Origin of the sequence: Arthrobacter sp. KNU-44, from assembly GCF_051843155.1 — a bacterium.
GTDB lineage: Bacteria > Actinomycetota > Actinomycetes > Actinomycetales > Micrococcaceae > Arthrobacter.
In genome coordinates this window covers 3761271-3780679 of record NZ_JBPXNG010000002.1, presented here as the reverse complement: position 1 = coordinate 3780679, position 19409 = coordinate 3761271, and the positions used below count along the sequence as shown (strand labels likewise).

Genomic DNA, 19409 nt, shown 5'->3' with positions numbered 1-19409 from the left:
CGTCAGCCCCGCTTGCCGTCGAAGAAATCACGGGCCGGGTCGACGTCGGGCTTCACTTCAGTGGGAGCCACAGCGGGAGCCTCAGCGGGCGCATCAGCCGGTGTGGAAACCTCAGCCGCACTTTCCGGGACAACCGCTTCAGCGTCGTCGTCGGACTTTTCTTCCAGGCCGTCGGCCGGCAAAGGCTCCTCGATCTCAGCCACGGCAACCGGGGTGGTCTCGCCGAAACCGCGGAAGATGAGGCCTGCGATCGCCGCTCCGACCAACGGTGCCACCCAGAAGAGCCAGAGCTGCTCCGCTGCCCAGCTGGAACTGAAGATGGCGGATGCAGTGGCACGGGCCGGGTTGAAGGCAAGGTTGCCCGTGGACTGACCCAGCTGCAGCAGGACTGCAACCGTCAGGCCGACGGCAAACGGTGCTGCGAGCTTGCTGGGATTTCGTCGAGCGGTGACGCCTAGGAAGACTCCCACGAGGAGAGCGGCGCCGAGGACCTCGATGAGCATCACGCCGGTCACGGGCACCTGGAAGCTGGAATGGGTACCAAAGCCGGAGGTTGCCGTGTCAAAGACAGTCCGGCTGTCAGTGATCCCGGGAACGGTTCGCACGACAGCGAAAATCGCCAGCGCGCCCAGCAAGCCACCCACGATCTGGGCCCCCACGTACGCAGCCCCATCTACGAGCTTCATCCGGCCGGCAACCAGGTGACCAACCGTGATGGCGGGGTTGAAGTGCCCGCCTGACAGGTAACCGAAGGCAAGCATGGCCGCTGTGACGGTCAGCCCGCTGGCTAGCGAGGCCGGCATCGGAACCGCTTGGGGATTGATGAAGATCAACACGCCCAGGCCAATAACCACAAGGAACAGCGTCCCCAGAGCTTCAGCGAACGCCCGGGCAAGGAGCCGGGGGCCGCGGGAGGAGGGAATGGACACAGTCGTGGTCATGTCGAGGGATTCCTTAGTTCGAAGATCGGGTGGTCTTGTGCGGAGGCGAATGCTCAAGCCAGGGCAACAAGCCACGCGGCGGACCGCATTCCTGCCCCGCAGCATCCTGTCAGCCGAGTCTGGACGCTTCCTGAATCCGAGCCTAGCCGCCCAACGCGATTGCTGCGACCGCAGCACAGGCGAGCGCGATGATGGACACTGCGCTTGCAAGCATCAACGCAGCCGACGCTTCCTCTGCGCCGTGGTGCAACTGGTGGGACCTGACCCAGACAACGCAGCCCAGGACGATCGTGGCAGCCGCGGCCGTCAAGGCGCAGATTCCTTGGTAGTCGAGTCCCGGTATCCCGGTGGGAAGTTGCCCCGCGCCGGACTTGGCCGTCAACCACCTTCGCCAGATAAAGAGATCCACCACAAGAAGCGAAATCAGGGTCCGGCGCCAAGCGAGCGTGGTGCGCTCGGGTTGCAGCCCCGGATCCCTGGCGTCAATCGTCAACGCGCCACCAGGATCAACACGGCAAAGGTGAAGGCTGCCACGGCAACCACGATGGTCATGAGCAGCATGACCCGGGAGAACGGCAAGGCCTGCTCGTTACGCATGGCGGCCTCCATCTGCGCCCACCGGCGGTAGGCAAGCGTCGCGAGGCCCGCGCCGATCATGGATAGCACGACGCACAAAACGATGCGCACGGGCTGGGGCGCAATGTTCGGAGCAAGCTGGTCGATGGCGACGGCACCCGCCAGCAGGGCCAACGAGGTACGGATCCATGCAAGGAAAGTCCGCTCATTTGCGAGGGAGAATCTGTAGTCCGGGGTCTTCCCGGTTTTCCGCCACGCGGGTTCACGCATCACTGCCTCCTGGTTCACGAGCCACCGTATCAGCGGCGATGTGAAGACCGACGAAGCAGCCACGGTAAATTACCACTATGAGTGCTGAACCGTCCCCCTCCGCCGTGCCATCCTTCGAATCGCGGGTCCACGGCTGCCTGCTGGGCGGTGCCTTGGGCGATTCGCTCGGCTACGCCGTCGAGTTCGACGACGTAGCCACCATCCGATCCCGCTTCGGCCCCGCGGGCCTCAGCTCTTTCGGCCAGCTCGACGGCGGCAGCCACTTCTCAGACGACACCCAGATGACGCTGTACACCGTCGACGGACTCGTGGAAGCCCTCGAGTGGGCCAACGACGGCGTAGCGGCGGATGAAACAGCATGTCTCTGGCTGGCTTACCTGCGATGGCTCGCGACCCAGGGCGTCGCGTTGCCGTCGTCGGCCCCCGTTCCCCAACCGCGTTGGATCGACAGCCAGGAGGTGCTCCGGCACCGCAGGCATCCGGGCAAGGCGTGCCTGAGCGGACTCGCCACGGGCCAGATGGGGACCAAGTTCCGGCCCGTCAATCCGGAATCGAAGGGATGCGGCACGGTGATGCGGTCCGCTCCCTTTGGCTTGGTCCCGCATATTTCCGAAGCCACGGTCTACAAACTGAGCACCGATGCCGCGTGTTTGACCCACGGGCACCCTTCGGCGCGGCAAAGCGCGGGTGCCTTCAGCGTGCTGGTGCACCAACTGACCGCGGGCTCGGATGTACGGACTGCGGCCGAGCACGCCTTGAGCGTGGTGTCAGCGCTGCCGGATCCAGCTCCCGAGCTCCTGGAGCGCCTCCGCCAGGCGCTGGAACTTTCTTTCTCCGGCACGCTGCTCAGCCCGGAAGAACTCACGGCGCAACTGGGCGAAGGCTGGGTCGCGGAGGAGGCACTCGCCGTCGGGCTCTATGCCGTGCTGGCAACCACCGCGGCAGCGAAGAGACAGCGTGATCCGTCCGACCATTTCCGCCAGGCCATTGCGGTGGCGCTGAACCACAGCGGTGACAGTGACTCCACCGCTTCGATCGCGGGCAATATCCTCGGGGCCCTCCATGGGGAAGAGGCCCTGCCCCCGGAGTGGCTTGAGGCCCTCGAAGCTCCCGACGTCATCCGCGGGATGGCGCAGCGGCTGATCGCAGTCACGGTCGGCTAGGAAGCAGCAGGTTCAAAGCCTGCGAAGCTCGATGTTGTTGCACGCTTCGCACACGTCCTCAGGGATGAGTCCGTGCCTCTGCAGGAACCCGAAAATGGCGCAGCCAAGGCAGAATCCGACAAACGATTCGAGGGACGCAGCGACGATCAGCAAGGCGAGCAGGATCCAGGCACCTACGGCGAAACCGGCGAAGAACAGGACCGCGGCCGCCGTGCTGAGCGCCGCGCCGATTCCCTGTGCGAAACGCTTGGGCGGGCCCGGGACAAGTTTGGCGGGACCCACCCTGGGTGCCAGGACCTTGACAGACAGCAAGGCGAACGGCGAGATCCTCGGCCCGAACAACACCCGCAGCCAGAAGCCGACGGCGATCAGCACGAGTCCCCAGCCGAGGCCGCTCACGAGGGTGGCCACTGCCGCAAGAACCACCAGGCCGGCCGTGATCCTCGCGGCGTACTCATTGACGGGGTTGGGGAAAGCGAAGACGGCGCGCCATCCAGTGGCTGACGGAGCCGGCGTTCCTGCGGTGAGCCGTGCAGTGGCTGCCTGTTTTCCCTGAGTCATGGCTCAAGGCTAGGAGCGCCGCGACACAACGGGAAGCTTTGTTGCTCCGTGTGAACGTTGCCCCCGCTAGCGTCCGCCGACCATCTGCAGGAACTCCCCTTCGGACAGGACCTCGATCTGCTGGCCGCGGCTGTGCAACTCCAAGACCCGCTTGGCCTTGCCGGTGAGGCGGCCGTTCCGGAGATCGCCGGCAACGAAGCCGTCGCCCACCACCAGGACCGTGGTCCTTCCGGTCACGCGGCTCTCTGGACGCGCGCCCAACTCGGCCGTCCGCTGTTTCGCTTCCGGCCGGGCAATGGCAAGCTCACCGGTGAAGACGACAGTCTGCCCGAACAGGGGGTGGCCCGGTTCGGCCGCAGGGTTGGGGGCCGGGTTGGTGCCCTCTTCCGGCCAATTACTCCAGGCGCGTCCAAGCTGGCCGGCGCCATTCCCGACGCCGGTTCGCCCGGCGACAGCACTGCCCCCTCCTCCGACGCCCGCGAGCGCGGCCATCGTTTGCTTGGACAGTCCGTCTCCGGGCTGGAAGGCCTGCTGTTTGGGTATGGCCAGGCCAAGGGACAAGTAGAGCTCGGCGATGCTGTTGGCGTTGTTCCGGTGTGCGATGTCCACCAAAATTCCGGCGCACGCCCGTGCGTCCTCCGCGGCGTCGTGATGGTTCACGAGGGGCACGCCAGCCTCCTCCGCGGCGTAGGGCAAGGAATTGGATACCAAGGAGTAGCAGCGCCGGGACATCATCACCGTGCAGACGTACTCGTAGCCGGGGCCGGGCAGGCCGGAAACTTCGAGTCCGGAGCGGATCACCCCCAGATCGAACGCAGCATTGTGGGCGGCAAGGATATCTCCGCCGATGAACGCCCCTATTTCAGGGAAGAGTTCGCCAAAGCGTGGAGCACCGGCGACGTCCTCGGCGCGAATGCCGTGGATCCGGGTGTTGTGGTACTCGAAGTGGTCGTGGTTTTCCGGCGGCCGCATGAGCCAGGAGGCTTCCTCCACCACGACTCCGCCGCGGACCTTGCTCAGCCCGACCGAGCACGGAGAACCCCTGAAGCCATTCGCAGTTTCAAAGTCGATCGCCGTAAAGTCCAATGCCACTGGTCAAGGTTACAGGTGGATATGGCTTCCTATAGCGGTGGTGATGGCCGCCACTTGCTACGAATCGTCGTTCAGACCTCGTCCGCGGTCTCCTGCAGCTTGGTCAGCGCCTTCTTGGTTGTCCTTTGGGTCAGGACATGGATGACCGCCCCTACCGCACCCCCGGCGAAGGCGAACAGCACTACGCCCGGCAAGGAGTCCTCCAGATTGGTCGCATCCTTTGGTGCGGGCTTCCCGGTGGACTTACTCCAGATGGCCTCCAGGGCCTTGTTCGCCGCAACTCCGGCGCCCATGCCCACGACCAGGCCAAGTAGTTTGATCAAGATGTTCATCTCGCTCCTCCGATTGTGGCTGGCCCTGTGGTCCAGTGCCAGCCGCCTGCGCCCTAGATTATCAGCAGGCTTATCTTCTCTTCCCGACGAGGGTCGCGCCCGCAATGTCTGGCGCAGCACGGGTGGGACCTACCGAGTCCCCTTGGGTTTCGTCTCCCGGGGACCGGCAGGGTAACCGCCGCGGCGGCTGGCCAGGATGATTGCGAGCGCTGCCGCCGTCGGGACGGCTGCAGCCAGTGGCACCCACAGTGCGCCGACAGTAGTCAAGGCCAGGGCGCCATAACCGGCGCCGACGGCGATGCCGAGTTGAATGGTCACCACGGTCAAGCCGTTCGCGGCGTCCCTGTGCTCTCCGCCGGCGCGGAGGATTGCTGCCTGGTTGTAGATGCCGATGGCCCCAAAGGCGCTTCCCCACATGGTGACCAGGACGAGTTCGCCCACCCATGTGCCACCAAGTAGCGGCAAGAGGCCGAAGGCCACCACGAGCAGGGCGACCGCGCAAAGCAGGGAACGCCGCGGATGGGAATCGGCGGTGAGACCGGCGATCCAGATCCCCACGAGGCTAGCCGCCCCCACGACGGACAGCGAAATGCTCGTGAAGGCATCCGGCAGTCCGGAGACGTGGAGGAACGGCGCGATGTAGGTGAACAGGGTGAAATGGCCCAAAAGCAAGAGCGGCCAGGCTGTGGCCACGGCGATCACGCCGGGCAGCTTCAGGGCTCCACGGAGGGTCGGCGTCGTATGGCCGTCCTCGTCGGGGGCTGCGGGGAGCACCCAAACGGCGAACAAGGCGAGAACCGCACCGACTCCGGCCAGGATAAGGAAGGAACCGCGCCAAGTGAGCACCGAGCCCATGAGTGTGCCGATCGGAGCGCCGACCGCCAGCGCGATGCTGTTACCGCTGAAGACCATGGCCATGGCTTTTCCGACAGAGTGCGCGGGGACGATCCTGGCAACGTAAGGGGCCATGCTTGACCACAGCATCCCGTGGGCGACGCCCCCGAGGAGCCTCGCCGCAACTGCCAATCCCAGGCTCGGGCTGGACGCCAACAGTACGTTGCTGAGTGCGAACGCGAGCACGGTGCCGATCAACAACGCCTTTCGGGGAACTCGTCCGCCGAGCAGTCTGGACAAGGGAAGCGCTGTGAAGACGATGACGGCCGCATAGGCGGCAGTCAGGGAACCTACGGCCGATTCGTCCACTCCCAGGTCCCGGCTGATCTGGGGCAGCAGTCCGGACGGCAGGAGCTCGGTGGTGACGGCAGTGAAGCCTGCTGCGGCGAGGATCAAAAGGCTTCCCCACGGGAACACCGGGGCTGACCCAGCAGCGACCGTCGCCGGTGTCCTGGATATGGCTACATCTCGCTTCAAAAGTTCTTCCTCGTCATTCACGTGCAGTTAGCTGCGCATGCAGAAGTCTTCATGTCTTCTGCCCACCTCCACCACGCTACGCACGTCGGGCGACTGGAGGCAGGGTCTACCAGACACCCCCAACGGAGGTCCCAAGGGCCCGACGGCGGTTGTCCCGTACCCTTGAAGGGTGACCCTTTCTGCGATGAACGACTTTGCCGTATCCGCTTTGGTGGGTGCAGGACCGGTGCAGCCGCATATGTCCGCGCTCCTCCCCGACTGGTTGAACCCCCAGATCTTCCTGGCCGACCCCGCCTTGGCGCCATGGGTAGTCCTGCTCGTGTGCGGCATCGTGTTCGCCGAGACGGGACTCCTGGTGGGCTTCTTCCTGCCGGGTGACTCGATGCTCTTCACCGCGGGGCTCCTCGTCGCCACGGACACCATCAAGTTCAATATCTGGGCACTCGCCGCCCTCATCGTCGTGTCAGCGATCATCGGCAACCAGAGCGGCTACCTCATCGGTTCCAAAGCCGGACCCGCCATCTTCAACAAACCTGATTCCAAGCTGTTCAAGCGGGAGAACGTCGAGAGCGCGCACGCCTTCTTCGAAAAGCACGGCGGCAAGGCCCTGATCCTGGCCCGCTTCGTTCCGATCATCCGCACTTTCGTCCCGGTGATTGTCGGCGTCGCGCAGATGGACAAGCGCAAGTTCTTCATTTTCAACGTCATCGGGGCGGTGCTCTGGGGCGGTGGCGTCACGCTGCTCGGCTACCTTCTCGGCGACAAGGTTCCGTGGGTCCGGGACAACCTCGACATCATCTTCGTGGTCATCGTGCTGCTCTCCGTGGTTCCCGTGGCCATCGAGGTCATCCGCGGCTTGCTCGCCAAGCGCAAGGCCACTGCCCGCGGAGCGGAACCCGCCGAAGAATTCGGGGACCGAAGCGAAGCCGGAAAGCACGGCGAGCGCTAAGCGCACTGGCTTAAAGAAAGAGGCACCCCGCAGTTCGTTTGCGGGGTGCCTCTGGCGTTAATGCTTGCCCGGAGTCTTAGCGCAGGGCGTCCACAATGGCCGGTAGCAGCGCCCGGAACGCCTTGCCGCGGTGGCTGATGGCGTTCTTCTCCTCGGCACTCAGCTCCGCGCAACTGCGGTCCAGCCCCTGCGGCTGGAGCACGGGATCGTACCCGAATCCACCGGCGCCGCGGGGTACACGCAAGAGAGTGCCTTCCAGCTGGCCGTACTCGACCACCTCGCGTGCCCCGCCGTCGACGGCGGCCGGTACAGCGAGTGCTGCCGCGCAGACAAACGCGGCTCCCCGGTGTGCGTCGGGAACGTCCGAGAGTTGCGCCAGCAAGAGCTGGAGGTTAGCGGCGTCGTCACCGTGCCGCCCGGACCAGCGGGCCGAGAAGATGCCCGGAGCTCCACCCAGGACGTCCACGGCCAGGCCGGAGTCATCGGCAATCGCCACCATTCCCGTGGCTTCAGCCACGGCCCGTGCTTTGAGCAGGGAGTTCTCTGCAAACGTCACGCCGGTCTCGGCAACATCGGGAGCGCCGGCCGCGGCCGCGTCAATCACCTGGGTATCGACGTCGAGTCCTGGCACTTGCCCCCTGAGCAGTTCCCTGAGTTCGCGCAGTTTTCCCTTGTTGTGGGTGGCGAGGACTAGCCGCGGCGTGGTGTCGATGCTCACGGGGCCTCGGCCAGGGTCTCGCGCTGGATTGCTGCCAACTCCCCCGTGCCGATGAGGGCAAGATCCAGCAAGGCATTCAGTTCATCGCGGTCGAAGGGGGCTCCCTCGGCGGTGCCCTGGACTTCCACGAACTTGCCGGAGCCCGTGACCACGACGTTCATGTCGGTTTCGGCGCGCACGTCCTCGACGTAGGGCAGGTCCAGCATCGGGATACCGTCGATGATTCCCACGGAAACGGCAGCAATCGTGTCGATCAGCGGCTGCGCATTCTTTGCGATCATCTTGTTCTCGCGGGCGAAGCGGATCGCTTCGGCGAGTGCCACGTAGGCGCCGGTGATGGCGGCGGTGCGGGTGCCGCCGTCGGCCTGCAGGACATCGCAGTCCAGCACGATCGTGTTCTCGCCCAGGGCCTTGGTGTCAATGATGGAACGCAATGAGCGGCCGATCAGGCGCGAAATTTCGTGGGTGCGTCCGCCGATCCTGCCTTTGACGGACTCACGGTCGGAACGGGTGTTCGTGGCCCGCGGCAGCATCGCGTACTCGGCCGTGACCCAGCCGCGGCCTTCGCCTTTGAGCCAGCGCGGGACGCCCTCGGTCAGGGAAGCCGTGCACAGCACCCGGGTGTTGCCGAATTCGATCAGGGCCGAACCTTCGGCCTGCTTGGACCAGCCGCGGGTGATGCTGATGGGACGGAGTTGATCGGGCGTACGGCCGTCGGCACGGATGACGGGGGCAGATGTGGCTTCGGAAGTCATACTGCAAGCTTAGCGATCTCCCGGCCTCCGCTGGACTGCACGGTCGGTCTGGGCAGCCGGACTCCGGGGTCAGACGGTGTAGTGGACTCCGGCCACCGCGACGGCGACATCGCCGGCGAACTCGGGCCGCGCCTCGGCCATGACTTTAGTCTGCGATGTCCAGACCGGGATGTGCGTCAGCAGGAGGCGTCGGGCTCCGGCGGCTGTCGCTGCCTGCCCCGCGCGCTTGCCGGTCAAGTGCACATCCTTGATGTCGTCGTCGCGCCCTTCTTCGAAGGCAGCCTCGCACAGGAAGAGATCGGCGTCGCGGGCGGCATCCTCAAGGCCCTGGCACGAGTCGGTGTCTCCCGAGTACGTGAGGACCCTGCTCACAGCCTTGCCGTCCTTGCCCGGCTCGGTGACCTCGACGCGCAAGGCGTAGGCCTCTTCCACCGGGTGGTTCACGGCATACGGTGTCACGGTGAACGGTCCTAGCTGCACGGATTGGCGTTCGCTCCAGTTGCTGAAGTCGAATTCCTCGTGCATTCCGGGGTCCAGCTCAAGCCCGTAGGCGGTGGCCATCCGGTCGGCTGTCGCGGCGGGACCCCAGACGGGGATCCTGTCCCGTCCCCAGCCGCCCGGCTTCCATCGGACGGCCACGTGCAGTCCGCAGAGGTCCATGCAATGGTCCGGGTGCAGGTGGGTCAGGAAGATGGCGTCGATATCTTCGAGGTCCGTGTAGCGCTGGATGGCCCCGAGGGCACCGCTGCCGAGGTCCATGACGATCTTCCACTGGCGTTCACCGTCGTGCGCGGTCAGCAGATAGCACGACGCCGGAGAGCCGGGACCGGGGAAGGAACCCGTGCAGCCAACGATGGTCAGTTTCACTGGATGCGGCCCCCGCGGGCCGCGCCGAATTCGTTCACGCTGAACGCTGCAGGGTCGACGAAATTGGACGTCCTCGCATGATGTCCGCCGGCGCGGGCGGCCTCCAACATTTCCGGGGTGATGCGGGCGAGGCTTCCGGTCGGGTATTGGGCGGCCACATGGTCCACGTGCCTTACGGACAGGACCTCCGGGCCGAGGAAACGGCGCGCCAGGGTTTCGAACTGGACAGCGTCGCCGGTGGCCATGAAGTCGTGCCGCGGCAAGCCGGGATCGGTCCGCTGGATCCCGTGGGTGGCCAAGGCGCGGTAAACGTCTTTGGCGGTTTCCTCGGCGCTCGACACAAGGGTGACGTCTTCCCCCATGACGAAGGAAATCACGCCGGTGAGCAAGGGATAGTGCGTGCAACCCAGGACCACAGTGTCCACACCGGCATCCCTGAGCGGTTCCAGGTATTCGTGGGCCGCGGCCAGCAGCTCGGGACCGGTGGTGATGCCGGCTTCCACGAAACTCACGAATTCCGGACAGGCCACCGAGGTGATGCTCAGGTCCGGGGCAGCGGCGAAGGTGTCCTCGTAAGCGCGGGAACCCACCGTGGCTGACGTCCCGATCACGCCGATCCGGCCGGACCTCGTCGCGGACACCGCGCGCCGGACTGCGGGTTGGATGACCTCGATGACGGGAATCCCGTAGCGGGCCGTGTAGCGTTCACGGGCATCGCGCAAGACCGCGGCCGAAGCTGAGTTGCAGGCGATGGTCAAGAGCTTGACGCCGGAGTCCACGAGCTCGTCCATGACGCCGAGGGCATTGGCCCGGACTTCGGCGATGGGCAGCGGCCCGTAAGGTCCGTTGGCAGTGTCTCCCACGTAGATGATCGATTCATGGGGCAACTGGTCGATGATGGACCGTGCGACGGTGAGTCCGCCGACTCCGGAATCGAAGACACCGATGGGGCGTGATCCCAGCAACGGGTTGGGTGCTGTGCTGTTCAGTGTTTCCGGCTTGCGCTGGGACTCCAACGCCGCTGCGGCGCTCTCCCCATCCGATACCGCGTCCGATGCTGAGTTCATGATTCTTAGAGAATAAGCCAAGGCATGTGCTGCAGCCACGACATGTGGCGGGGGCCTCGTGTCTGTTTTGTCACACGGCCGGCCACAAGCCCCTTCAGGGCTTCCGGTCCATCGAGGCCATCATGGCCTGGACCAACGATTCCTGGAGCCAGGTGGTGAAGTTGTAGACGAGCGCCAGGTAGCTCTCTACGTCTTCGGCCTGGGACCAGTCCTGCATGGCGTGGACATGGTCGGCATCCGCCTCGTCGCGGATATCGAGGCGCTCGGCCAGCACCAAACGAACATCGTTGAGGGCCATGGACCAGAGCTTCGCCTCCTCCGGGGTGAGGACGAGCTCGTTGCGGTCCAGGCCCATCGCGGCGGCCCGAAGGGCGCCGATTTTTCCTTCCCGCAGCGAGCGCTCGGTGAGCTGACGGAACTCGAGGGACGCGGCGTCGTCGTTCTTCATGACGTTCGGCAAGAGCCGCAAAAGGGCGCGATCGGACGGTTCCTTGACGTTCATGTCCAGGCCGATCATGGCCGTCAGGGGATCTTCGTTGCTGGACAGCTCCGGTTCGAGCATTGAAATGACATCATCCAGGAGTCCGCGCAGGAGTTCGCGCTCGGCGGGCTCAAGGTAGCCGGTGATGCCCTTGAGTCCGTACTTGAAAGCCTTAGCCACGTGCGCCACCCTTCCGTCCCCGGCCGTCGCCGCTGCTGCTTGCCTTTTCAACCGTTGCCCACAAACCATAGCCGTGCATGGCAACCGCGTGCTGCTCCACTTGTTCCTTGCCTCCGTGCGCCACGATGGAACGGCCCTTCTTGTGGACCTCGAGCATGAGTTTGTTGGATTTGGCCTCGGAATAGCCGAAATAGCTCTGGAACACGTAACTCACATAGCTCATCAGGTTGACGGGATCGTTCCACACCACCAGGTTCCAAGGGATGTCGGCAGCGCTGAGGACGTCGGTGGACGACTGCTCCGAGAGGTCCGTCCGTTCTTTCCCCTTTAAGCCTGCGTCTGTCACTGTGCAGGTGGCTGTATAGGTGCCGGGGGCTGTGCCGGGGCCGACGGTAGTGGTCATCTGTCCATTCTAATGGTGATGGATGGGCGAACTAATGGCGGTTGAGCGAAGCACCCACAGCGGCGAGACCTGGGAGCCGCTGGGGACTAGAGTGAATTTCGTGAGTAGATCCGTCGCCTGGGACCACCCCCGCACGTCGTTGTACACCGATCACTATGAGCTGACCATGCTGGAAGCTGCCCTCCATTCGGGCGCGGCGCACCGGCGCTCCGTCTTCGAGGCCTTCGCGCGCCGCCTGCCCGACGGCCGCCGCTACGGAATCGTCGCCGGCACCGGCCGGCTGCTTGAGGGAATCAAGGACTTCCGATTCGGAGACGCCGAGCTCGCGTTTCTCGATCAACACAAAGTAGTTGACAGGCAGACACTGGACTTCCTCGCCGACTACAGGTTTTCCGGCGACATCTGGGGCTATCCGGAGGGCGAGGCCTACTTCCCCGGCTCCCCCATCTTGATCGTCGAATCCACGTTCGCGGAAGCATGCATCCTGGAAACATACATCTTGTCCGTGCTCAACCATGACACCGCGATCGCTTCGGCTGCCTCCCGGATGACCAGCGCGGCCGGCAACCGGCCGTGCATCGAGATGGGCTCCCGGCGCACCCAGGAGGAATCCGCGACGGCGGCAGCCCGTGCCGCGGTCATCGCCGGTTTCGGCAGCACGTCCAACCTTGAGGCCGGCCGGCGCTATGGCATCAAGACCGTGGGCACGGCCGCCCACTCGTTCACGCTCCTGCACGATACCGAGCGCGAGGCCTTCGAAGCCCAGATCGCCGCCTTCGGGCCGGGCACGACGCTGCTGGTGGACACGTACGACGTCGAGGCCGGGGTACGCACCGCGGTGGAACTCGCGGGTGACAAGCTCGGGGCAGTCCGCCTCGACTCCGGAGACCTCGTGGCCCAGGCCCAGTGGGTTCGAGAGCTGCTGGACAACCTTGGCAACACCAACACCCGGATCGTCGTCACCTCGGATCTCGATGAATATGCCATCGCGGCACTGCAATCGGCGCCCGTGGATGTCTACGGCGTAGGCACCTCCCTGGTCACAGGATCGGGAGCCCCGACGGCCAGCATGGTCTACAAGCTCGTCAGCCGGACCAACGATGCCGGGGAATTCGTTCCGGTGGCCAAGGTAGCCAAAAACAAGGCCAGCGTGGGCGGCCGCAAATACGCCCTGCGCAAACTCAACGAACTCGGCATCGCCACCCAGGAGATCGTGGGCATCGGACACCGGCCGGAGGACGACGGCAACGACCGCCCGCTGCTCCAGCAGTTCATCAAGAACGGCGAACTGCTCCCGGGATGGACGGGACACGAGGGCGTCGTCCGGGCACAGGAACGCCACGCTGCCAGCATGGCCGAACTCCCCCCGGTAGTCCGGCGGCTGCAGCGCGGCGAGCCGGCAATCCCCACCGTCTATGAGGAGGACTGAATGTCCCGTGCCCTGATTATCGTGGACGTCCAGAACGATTTCTGCGAGGGCGGGTCCCTCGCGGTGGAAGGTGGCGCCGCCACGGCTGCCGCCATCAGCGAATACCTTGACGAGAACCACCAGCACTTCGACCACGTCGTGGCCACGCAGGACTGGCACGTAGACCCGGGCAGCCATTTCTCGGAAACACCGGACCTTGTGGACACTTGGCCCCCGCATTGCCGCGCAGGGAGCAAGGGCGCCGAACTCCACCCGGATCTCGACGCCGAGTACATCCAAGCTTACTTCCGCAAGGGACAATACACCGCGGCCTACTCAGGCTTCGAAGGAGTCCTCGCTCCCGAAGACGAAGTGCCCATGGGCGAACTAGCGCCCGGCGCCGACCCCTCCGTCGAGCTGGACGAGGACGCCCTCGGGCTCGATGACTGGCTGCAGAGCCACGGAGTGGAGGAAGTGGTCGTGGTAGGTATCGCCACGGACTACTGCGTCAGGGCCACGGCACTGGACGCCGTGCAGGCGGGCTACTCCGTGACAGTGATCGGTGAACTCACCGCCGGAATCGCCGAGGATCTCGACGAAACCTACGCGGAACTGGAAGAAAACGGCGTCGAACTGGGGCAGCGCTAAGGGGTAGGGCCCGGCCAAGCAGTCCTACTTCCGTCCGATGAACCAATCCTGGAGCTTGCGCAGCCGTGACTGCAACTGCTCCTCGTTCGCCTGCGCGACTGCCGGTCCGCCGCACACCTCGCGCAACTTGTTGTGGACGACGCCGTGCGGGGTACCGGTGCGGGCCGACCAGGCCGCGACGTTTTTTGCGAGCTCATTGCGCAGGTCCATCAACATCCGGTGGTCCGGAACCGCGGGTGACGCGGCGGCAGCCAACGGAGATTGGCGCTTCTTCCTCGACTGCTGATCATGCTGCCGCTGCCGGAGCAACGTTCCCACTTGTTCAGCGTCGAGCAGCCCGGGGATCCCGAGGAAATCAAGTTCATCCTCGGAGCCGATATCGGCTCCCGTGCCGAACTCGCCGCCGTCGAACAGCACCCTGTCAAAGGATGCCTGCGAATCGAGGGCCTCGAATTTGCCCTTCTCGAGGGAGTCCGAGGCCTTCTCTTCGCGGTTGGCCTCGGCCATCAGGTTCTCTTCGGGGTTGAAGAGGCCGTCCGGATCTTCCTTCTCGGGCCGGTCCAGGGCGTGGTCCCGCTCGGCTTCCATGGAGTTGGCCAAGGCCATGAGGGGCGGAACCGACGGCAGGAAGACCGAGGCCGTTTCCCCGCGTTTGCGGGCACGGACGAAGCGGCCCACAGCTTGGGCGAAGAACAGGGGCGTCGAGGTGGACGTCGCGTAGACGCCGACCGAAAGCCTGGGGACGTCGACGCCCTCAGACACCATCCGGACAGCCACCATCCAGCGCTTGTCGCTGGCGGTGAACTCCTCGATCTTGTGCGAAGCCTTGGAATCATCGGACAGGATCACCGTGGGCGACTGACCTGTGATTTTCTTGAGCTGACCTGCATAGGCGCGGGCGTCGTCGTGATCCGTGGCAATGACGAGGCCGCCGGCGTCGGGCACGGTACGGCGCACCTCGCCGAGGCGCTTGTCGGCGGCAGCAAGAACCGCGGGGATCCATTCGCCGCCGGGGTTCAGCGCGGTCCGCCATGCCTGGGAGGTGATGTCCTTGGTGACGGCGGCCTCGCCGAGCGATGCCGCCATTTCATCTCCCCCGCTGGTACGCCAACGCATCTGGCCCGAATACGCCATGAACAGCACGGGACGGACAACGTGGTCCCTCAAGGCATTGCCGTAACCATAGGTGTAATCCGCCTTCGAGCGGCGGATGCCATCGCGGTCTTCGGCGTATTCCACGAAAGGGATGGGTGAGGTATCGGAACGGAAAGGCGTGCCTGTGAGCGCCAAGCGTCGCGCGGCAGGATCGAAGGCCTCGCGCAATCCGTCGCCCCAGGACAACGCTTCGCCACCGTGGTGGATTTCATCGAGGATGACCAGCGTGCGGGCGGCCTCGGTCTTGGCCCTGTGGAGCATGGGCTTGCTCGCCACCTGCGCATAGGTGACCGCGACGCCGACGAAGCCCCTGCCGTGCTGGCCGTCGGAATTCTTGAAGTTCGGATCGATAGCAATGCCCACCTTGGCCGCGGCGTCCGCCCACTGCCGTTTCAGGTGGTCAGTGGGAGCGACGATCGTCACGCGGTTCACGGTTCCACTCTCAAGGAGTATTGAGGCAATCCGCAGGGCGAAGGTTGTCTTACCTGCTCCCGGCGTTGCCACGGCGAGAAAATCGCGCGGGCTCGCGTTGAGGTACAAGTCCAGCGCTTCCTGCTGCCAGGCGCGCAGCTTCGGGGCGGTTCCCCAGGCTGCGCGTTCCGGATATGCCGGAGGCAGCGCGGGGCCGCCGAAGAGTGTTTCAGTCACGCGGATTCCCCCCGACCAGCAACGATTCCAAGCAAGTCCGCTGCGGCCAGCGAAACCCAAATAACCACAAAAAACACCAATCTGTTCCGGACGCGCCGAATCACGCAGGGCAGCAAACAGGCAGGAGGAAGCGCTCCCCCGCCTACTACCAGGAAATACCCGACTACTTGGGCTTACTCGCTACTCGGAGCCGCCCGGGCCGCCTTTGTCTCCGCCGTCGTTACCGGGGCGAAGTCCTTCATAGATTTCTTTGCACTCGGGGCAGACCGGGAACTTCTGCGGGTCCCGGCCAGGGGTCCACACTTTGCCGCACAGGGCAATCACGGGTTCGCCTGTCAGGGCGGACTCCATGATCTTTTCCTTGCGGACATAGTGCGAGAAACGCTCCCGGTCACCGGGTTCCACTTCCTGGCGCACTTCCTCGCGCTCAATGGTTGCAGTGGAAGTTCCGGCTCCGGAAAGCTCGCGCATGGGATCGTTTTCGAATGGGTCCGGAGGCAGCGTCGTCATGCCATCCATCTTAGCCGCTGATGCTTCGCGATCAGATGCACTGTGTCAGATGCTCTGCCATTTCGGCTTGTTGTCATAGGTGTGGCGATAGTAATCGGCGAGCTTGAGCGAGGAAGCCGCAGCCTCATCGATCAGGATGGTAGCGTGCTGGTGCATTTGCAACACCGATGCCGCGCAGATGGCCGCCACCGGCCCCTCGACAAAGTCCCTGACGGTCTGGGCTTTCTGCGCCCCCGTGGCAATCAGGACAACGTGCCGGGCGTCCATGATGGTTCCCAAGCCCTGCGTGACCACGTGGTGGGGAACGTCGTCGATACTCTTGAAGAAGCGCGCGTTGTCCTTGCGGGTCTGCTCGATCAGCGTCTTGATCCGGGTCCGCGAAGCGAGCGAGGAACCGGGCTCATTGAATCCAATATGGCCGTCCGTGCCCACGCCAAGGATCTGCAGGTCAACGCCACCGAGTGCCCGCATGGAGTCCTCGTACGCCTCGCAGGCTGCGGGAAGGTCGGCCGCAGTACCGTCCGGGCTGTGCACGTTGGCGGGGTCGATATTGACCCGGTCCGTGAATTCACGGCGGATGACTTCACGGTACGACTCCGGATGCCCGGGTTCGAGCCCGACGTATTCATCAAGGGCGAAGGCGTGTGCCTGGCTGAAGTCGAGACCCTTTTCCTGGTGGCGGCGCGCCAGTTCGTCATAGACAGGGAGCGGAGAGGACCCTGTGGCCAGGCCCAGGACGGCGTTCGGCTTTCGGCGGAGCAGTGCCTCGATGGCATCCGCGGCAAGCGCCCCGATCTGTTTGCTTCCCGGAAGGATGACAACTTCCATCGTCCACGACCTTTCTAGCTGTGTTTCCCGGATGAACTGATTCAAACTCGAGGTTATCCCATGTCCCATAACTTGTCATTGTTGGTCATGGAATCAACGGTTGACGCTCAATTGTGCGAAGAGCTCGGGCCCGCGCCGGTCAAGCCAACGTCCGCCGATCCGGACTCCCGACACGAACAATGCCACCCCAAGAACCGTACCAATTGCCAGATTGATCCATCCCCACAGCGGATCGCCCGTGACCGACTGGACAATCACGAGGACAAGTTCCGGAAGGACCAGGAGGAACAGCACCGCCATTCCCCCGAACTGGACCGCCAGTGTCTGGGCAACGTTTCCCGGCGGCTTCTTGAACGGACTGTCCCCGGGCAACGGCACAGTGGACGTGTACCGCGCCGACACGACGGAGGCCAAGCCCAGGCCCGTGAACAGCACGCCCAGGGAAAGCCCCAGGACACCTGGCAACCAGCCCCACTCGCGGGTCAGGAAAAAGGGCCCGACGGCGAAGATCAACACCACCGGGAGGGCGAATGCCAGGCAGGCCAAGGCCCGGCCGAGCCGGTCATGAATGCCGCGGACCCCGGTGGCCAGATGCAAGGCAAATGCGGTGTTGTCGTAGGAGACATCCGCGGCGATGGACCATGCGAGGACAAAGGCAGACATTGGTCCCAGAATCACCAGCATGGAGTAGCTTCCGGACTGCCCGGACTGGAACAGGAAAATCACGGGCAACAACGGGACCACCATCAGCGAGGCTGCGTAGCGCGGATCACGGATCCAGTAGCTGAGGGAGCGTGCGGCAACGGCACCGGTGGGAGTTGCCGGCAGCAGTCCGAACAAGCCAAGCTTCCCGCCGCGTTTCCTTGATCCACCGGAATATGGCGGAGTGACCAGTGCCCGCTTGAGCAAGGCATTCCAGGCGGCAAACAACACGAGGAGAGTGGCGAGGGCGATCAATGCCTTCAGGCCGGCGGCGGCAAAATCTCCGGACGCCAGATCCCCGCCAAGCGACCAGGAAGCTCCGAGTGGAGTCCAGGAGACCGTCCGGGCAAGTTCCGGGAGGTAGCCCGTGGAACCGGACACTCCCCTGAAGACGCCGGCCACGATCGGTCCCATCAGCACGAGTGGCACAAAGACCACAATGCTGCTCGCATCTTTGAAACGGCGGGAGGCAGCGAGGCTTGCAGTCGCCGTCGTGATGACTTTCGACAAGACCACGCAGCTCAGCACGCCCAGCACGGCACCCAGAAGGGCGCCGAGCACCGCCGGCACGCTGCGCCACCATGTCGCCGCGGTGAATAATGCCACAATCGTCGTGGACAAGCCCGGCAATCCGATGAATCCGGCGAGGGCAAGCCCGGTCAGCAGCTGGCGCATCGGGATCGCCGACGTCGTGAAGCGGGAAGGGTCAAGCGTCATGTCAGCGGCCGAGGCCATCAGGGGCACGATCGCCCAGGCCAGGATCGCGGCGGCGCCACCGAGGACGACGGCGGTGTGGGCCGTCTCGGCGTCGGCCCAGCGCAGGGCGACGAGCGTCACCACGAGGGTCGCGACGACTCCCAGCGCATAGAGCCCGCCGATCGCGATGCCCACAAGCTGGCCCGGGCTGCGCCGGAAGCCGTTCCGCAGGAGCCGCCACTTCAGGCTCAGAAGGTGCGCAACCATTCCAGGCCCCCTGTCTGGTTTCCGCCGCCCACGAGCTGCACAAACCGGTCCTCGAGCGTGACACCGTCACGGACCTCGTCGACGGTTCCGGCGGCGAGGACCCTGCCGGCAGCCACGACGGCTACGTGGTCGCACATGCGCTGCACAAGGTCCATGACGTGGCTCGAGACGATGACCGTCCCTCCCGAGGCCACATAGTTGTCAAGAATTCCCCTGATGTTGGCTGCCGACACGGGATCCACGGACTCAAAGGGCTCGTCCAGCACGAGCAGCCTGGGCGCATGGATGAGCGCCGACGCGAGGGCAATCTTCTTTGTCATGCCGGCGGAGTAGTCAACCACGAGGGTGCCGGCGTCGCCGCTGAGATCCAGCGCGGCCATCAACTCTCCCACCCTTTGGGCAACGACGTCCCGGTCCATGCCACGGAGCAAGCCGGCGTAGGTGACCAGCTGTTCACCCGTCAAGCGGTCGAAGAGACGGACGCCGTCGGGCAGTATCCCCATCAGTTTCTTGGCTTCGAGCGGCTTAGTCCACACATCCACGCCGTGGATGAAGGCCGTCCCGAAATCCGGCCGCAAGAGCCCGGTGGCCATGGACAACGTGGTCGTCTTGCCCGCCCCGTTGGGACCAACGACGCCGTAGAAGGAGCCGGCGGGGACATCGAGGCTGATGCCGTCGACGGCGATTTTGCCGCCGAAGCGTTTTGCCAGTCCGCGCAGGGCCAAGGCCGGCACCGGGAAGATAGGAGGGGAACCGGGAAGCTGGACAGTCATGCAGCCAGCCTAGCCCCGGTGACGGTTCCAGGAGTCGTCCCGGAGGGG

The 19409-nt window shown here is 64.7% G+C and carries 22 protein-coding genes; 4 read left to right on the top strand and 18 right to left on the bottom strand.

The annotated features are described in order from the left end of the window. Positions 1-2: 2 nt before the first annotated feature. The 3 genes from ACSVHC_RS18750 to ACSVHC_RS18740 form a co-directional block, all read right to left on the bottom strand. The gene (locus ACSVHC_RS18750; RefSeq protein WP_439181200.1) at positions 3-941 is read right to left on the bottom strand and encodes an MIP/aquaporin family protein; all 939 of its coding nucleotides are present in this window, start codon (positions 939-941) and stop codon (positions 3-5) included. A gap of 142 nt (positions 942-1083) precedes the next feature. Continuing rightward, positions 1084-1434 carry a DUF202 domain-containing protein gene (locus ACSVHC_RS18745; protein WP_236811668.1) on the bottom strand — a complete coding sequence of 117 codons (351 nt, stop codon included), beginning with the start codon at positions 1432-1434 and terminating at the stop codon, positions 1084-1086. Then, positions 1431-1787 (bottom strand): YidH family protein, encoded by a 357-nt coding sequence (locus ACSVHC_RS18740; protein WP_437770735.1) that lies wholly within the window; start codon positions 1785-1787, stop codon positions 1431-1433. The genes ACSVHC_RS18745 and ACSVHC_RS18740 overlap by 4 nt, the downstream gene beginning before the upstream one ends. Positions 1788-1864: 77 nt before the next feature. Here ACSVHC_RS18740 and ACSVHC_RS18735 point away from each other — a divergent pair, with 77 nt between their 5' ends. Further along, positions 1865-2950 (top strand): ADP-ribosylglycohydrolase family protein, encoded by a 1086-nt coding sequence (locus ACSVHC_RS18735; protein WP_437770736.1) that lies wholly within the window; start codon positions 1865-1867, stop codon positions 2948-2950. 12 nt (positions 2951-2962) lie between these two features. On the opposite strand, the gene ACSVHC_RS18730 is transcribed toward ACSVHC_RS18735, so the two are convergent. From ACSVHC_RS18730 to ACSVHC_RS18715, 4 genes are all read right to left on the bottom strand, one after another. After that, a complete protein-coding gene (locus ACSVHC_RS18730; protein ID WP_437770737.1) occupies positions 2963-3511 on the bottom strand; it encodes a DUF4395 domain-containing protein in 549 nt (182 codons plus the stop codon). Between the two features lie 66 nt (positions 3512-3577). Beyond that, positions 3578-4603 carry a 3'-5' exonuclease gene (locus tag ACSVHC_RS18725; RefSeq protein ID WP_439181199.1) on the bottom strand — a complete coding sequence of 342 codons (1026 nt, stop codon included), beginning with the start codon at positions 4601-4603 and terminating at the stop codon, positions 3578-3580. A 71-nt stretch (positions 4604-4674) separates the two neighbouring features. Continuing rightward, positions 4675-4935, bottom strand: coding sequence for a DUF4235 domain-containing protein (locus tag ACSVHC_RS18720; RefSeq protein WP_345449885.1), 261 nt, complete (start codon positions 4933-4935; stop codon positions 4675-4677). A 129-nt stretch (positions 4936-5064) separates the two neighbouring features. Continuing rightward, entirely contained in the window at positions 5065-6288 is a 1224-nt protein-coding gene (locus ACSVHC_RS18715; RefSeq protein WP_437774056.1) for an MFS transporter, read from the bottom strand. 202 nt (positions 6289-6490) lie between these two features. On the opposite strand from ACSVHC_RS18715, the gene ACSVHC_RS18710 reads away from it, so the two are divergent. Continuing rightward, positions 6491-7255, top strand: a complete 765-nt coding sequence (locus ACSVHC_RS18710; protein WP_437774057.1) for a VTT domain-containing protein — start codon at positions 6491-6493, stop codon at positions 7253-7255. 76 nt (positions 7256-7331) lie between these two features. Here the strand turns inward: ACSVHC_RS18710 and rdgB are convergent, their stop codons facing one another. The 6 genes from rdgB to clpS all read right to left on the bottom strand — a co-directional run bounded on the left by rdgB (position 7332) and on the right by clpS (position 11726). Continuing rightward, positions 7332-7973, bottom strand: coding sequence for an RdgB/HAM1 family non-canonical purine NTP pyrophosphatase (gene rdgB / locus ACSVHC_RS18705; protein WP_437770739.1), 642 nt, complete (start codon positions 7971-7973; stop codon positions 7332-7334). After that, positions 7970-8728: a ribonuclease PH gene (gene rph, locus ACSVHC_RS18700; RefSeq protein WP_345449882.1), complete on the bottom strand. Its 759-nt coding sequence runs from the start codon at positions 8726-8728 to the stop codon at positions 7970-7972. The genes rdgB and rph overlap by 4 nt, the downstream gene beginning before the upstream one ends. Positions 8729-8797: 69 nt before the next feature. Beyond that, a complete protein-coding gene (locus tag ACSVHC_RS18695) occupies positions 8798-9595 on the bottom strand; it encodes an MBL fold metallo-hydrolase (RefSeq protein WP_437770740.1) in 798 nt (265 codons plus the stop codon). After that, positions 9592-10662 (bottom strand): glutamate racemase, encoded by a 1071-nt coding sequence (gene murI, locus ACSVHC_RS18690; protein WP_437770741.1) that lies wholly within the window; start codon positions 10660-10662, stop codon positions 9592-9594. Before murI ends, ACSVHC_RS18695 begins: the two co-directional genes overlap by 4 nt. A 94-nt stretch (positions 10663-10756) precedes the next feature. Beyond that, on the bottom strand, positions 10757-11323 hold the full coding sequence (locus ACSVHC_RS18685) for a DUF2017 domain-containing protein (RefSeq protein WP_345449879.1): 567 nt from the start codon (positions 11321-11323) through the stop codon (positions 10757-10759). Further along, positions 11316-11726, bottom strand: a complete 411-nt coding sequence (gene clpS / locus ACSVHC_RS18680) for an ATP-dependent Clp protease adapter ClpS (RefSeq protein WP_345449878.1) — start codon at positions 11724-11726, stop codon at positions 11316-11318. Before clpS ends, ACSVHC_RS18685 begins: the two co-directional genes overlap by 8 nt. Before the next feature lie 100 nt (positions 11727-11826). On the opposite strand from clpS, the gene ACSVHC_RS18675 reads away from it, so the two are divergent. Both ACSVHC_RS18675 and ACSVHC_RS18670 read left to right on the top strand, forming a co-directional pair. After that, positions 11827-13155, top strand: a complete 1329-nt coding sequence (locus ACSVHC_RS18675; RefSeq protein WP_437770742.1) for a nicotinate phosphoribosyltransferase — start codon at positions 11827-11829, stop codon at positions 13153-13155. Further along, complete coding sequence (locus ACSVHC_RS18670) at positions 13156-13782, top strand: isochorismatase family protein (RefSeq protein WP_437770743.1); 627 nt, start codon at positions 13156-13158, stop codon at positions 13780-13782. 24 nt (positions 13783-13806) lie between these two features. Here ACSVHC_RS18670 and ACSVHC_RS18665 read toward each other — a convergent pair whose 3' ends face one another. From ACSVHC_RS18665 to ACSVHC_RS18645, 5 genes are all read right to left on the bottom strand, one after another. Further along, positions 13807-15585, bottom strand: a complete 1779-nt coding sequence (locus ACSVHC_RS18665) for a DEAD/DEAH box helicase (protein ID WP_437770744.1) — start codon at positions 15583-15585, stop codon at positions 13807-13809. Between the two features lie 180 nt (positions 15586-15765). Beyond that, positions 15766-16104 (bottom strand): DUF3039 domain-containing protein, encoded by a 339-nt coding sequence (locus ACSVHC_RS18660; RefSeq protein WP_437770745.1) that lies wholly within the window; start codon positions 16102-16104, stop codon positions 15766-15768. Between the two features lie 36 nt (positions 16105-16140). Beyond that, complete coding sequence (gene nagB, locus ACSVHC_RS18655; protein WP_437770746.1) at positions 16141-16923, bottom strand: glucosamine-6-phosphate deaminase; 783 nt, start codon at positions 16921-16923, stop codon at positions 16141-16143. 93 nt (positions 16924-17016) lie between these two features. Beyond that, on the bottom strand, positions 17017-18588 hold the full coding sequence (locus tag ACSVHC_RS18650; RefSeq protein ID WP_439181198.1) for an ABC transporter permease family protein: 1572 nt from the start codon (positions 18586-18588) through the stop codon (positions 17017-17019). Continuing rightward, positions 18570-19361: an ABC transporter ATP-binding protein gene (locus ACSVHC_RS18645; protein WP_437770748.1), complete on the bottom strand. Its 792-nt coding sequence runs from the start codon at positions 19359-19361 to the stop codon at positions 18570-18572. Before ACSVHC_RS18645 ends, ACSVHC_RS18650 begins: the two co-directional genes overlap by 19 nt. Positions 19362-19409 lie beyond the last annotated feature (48 nt).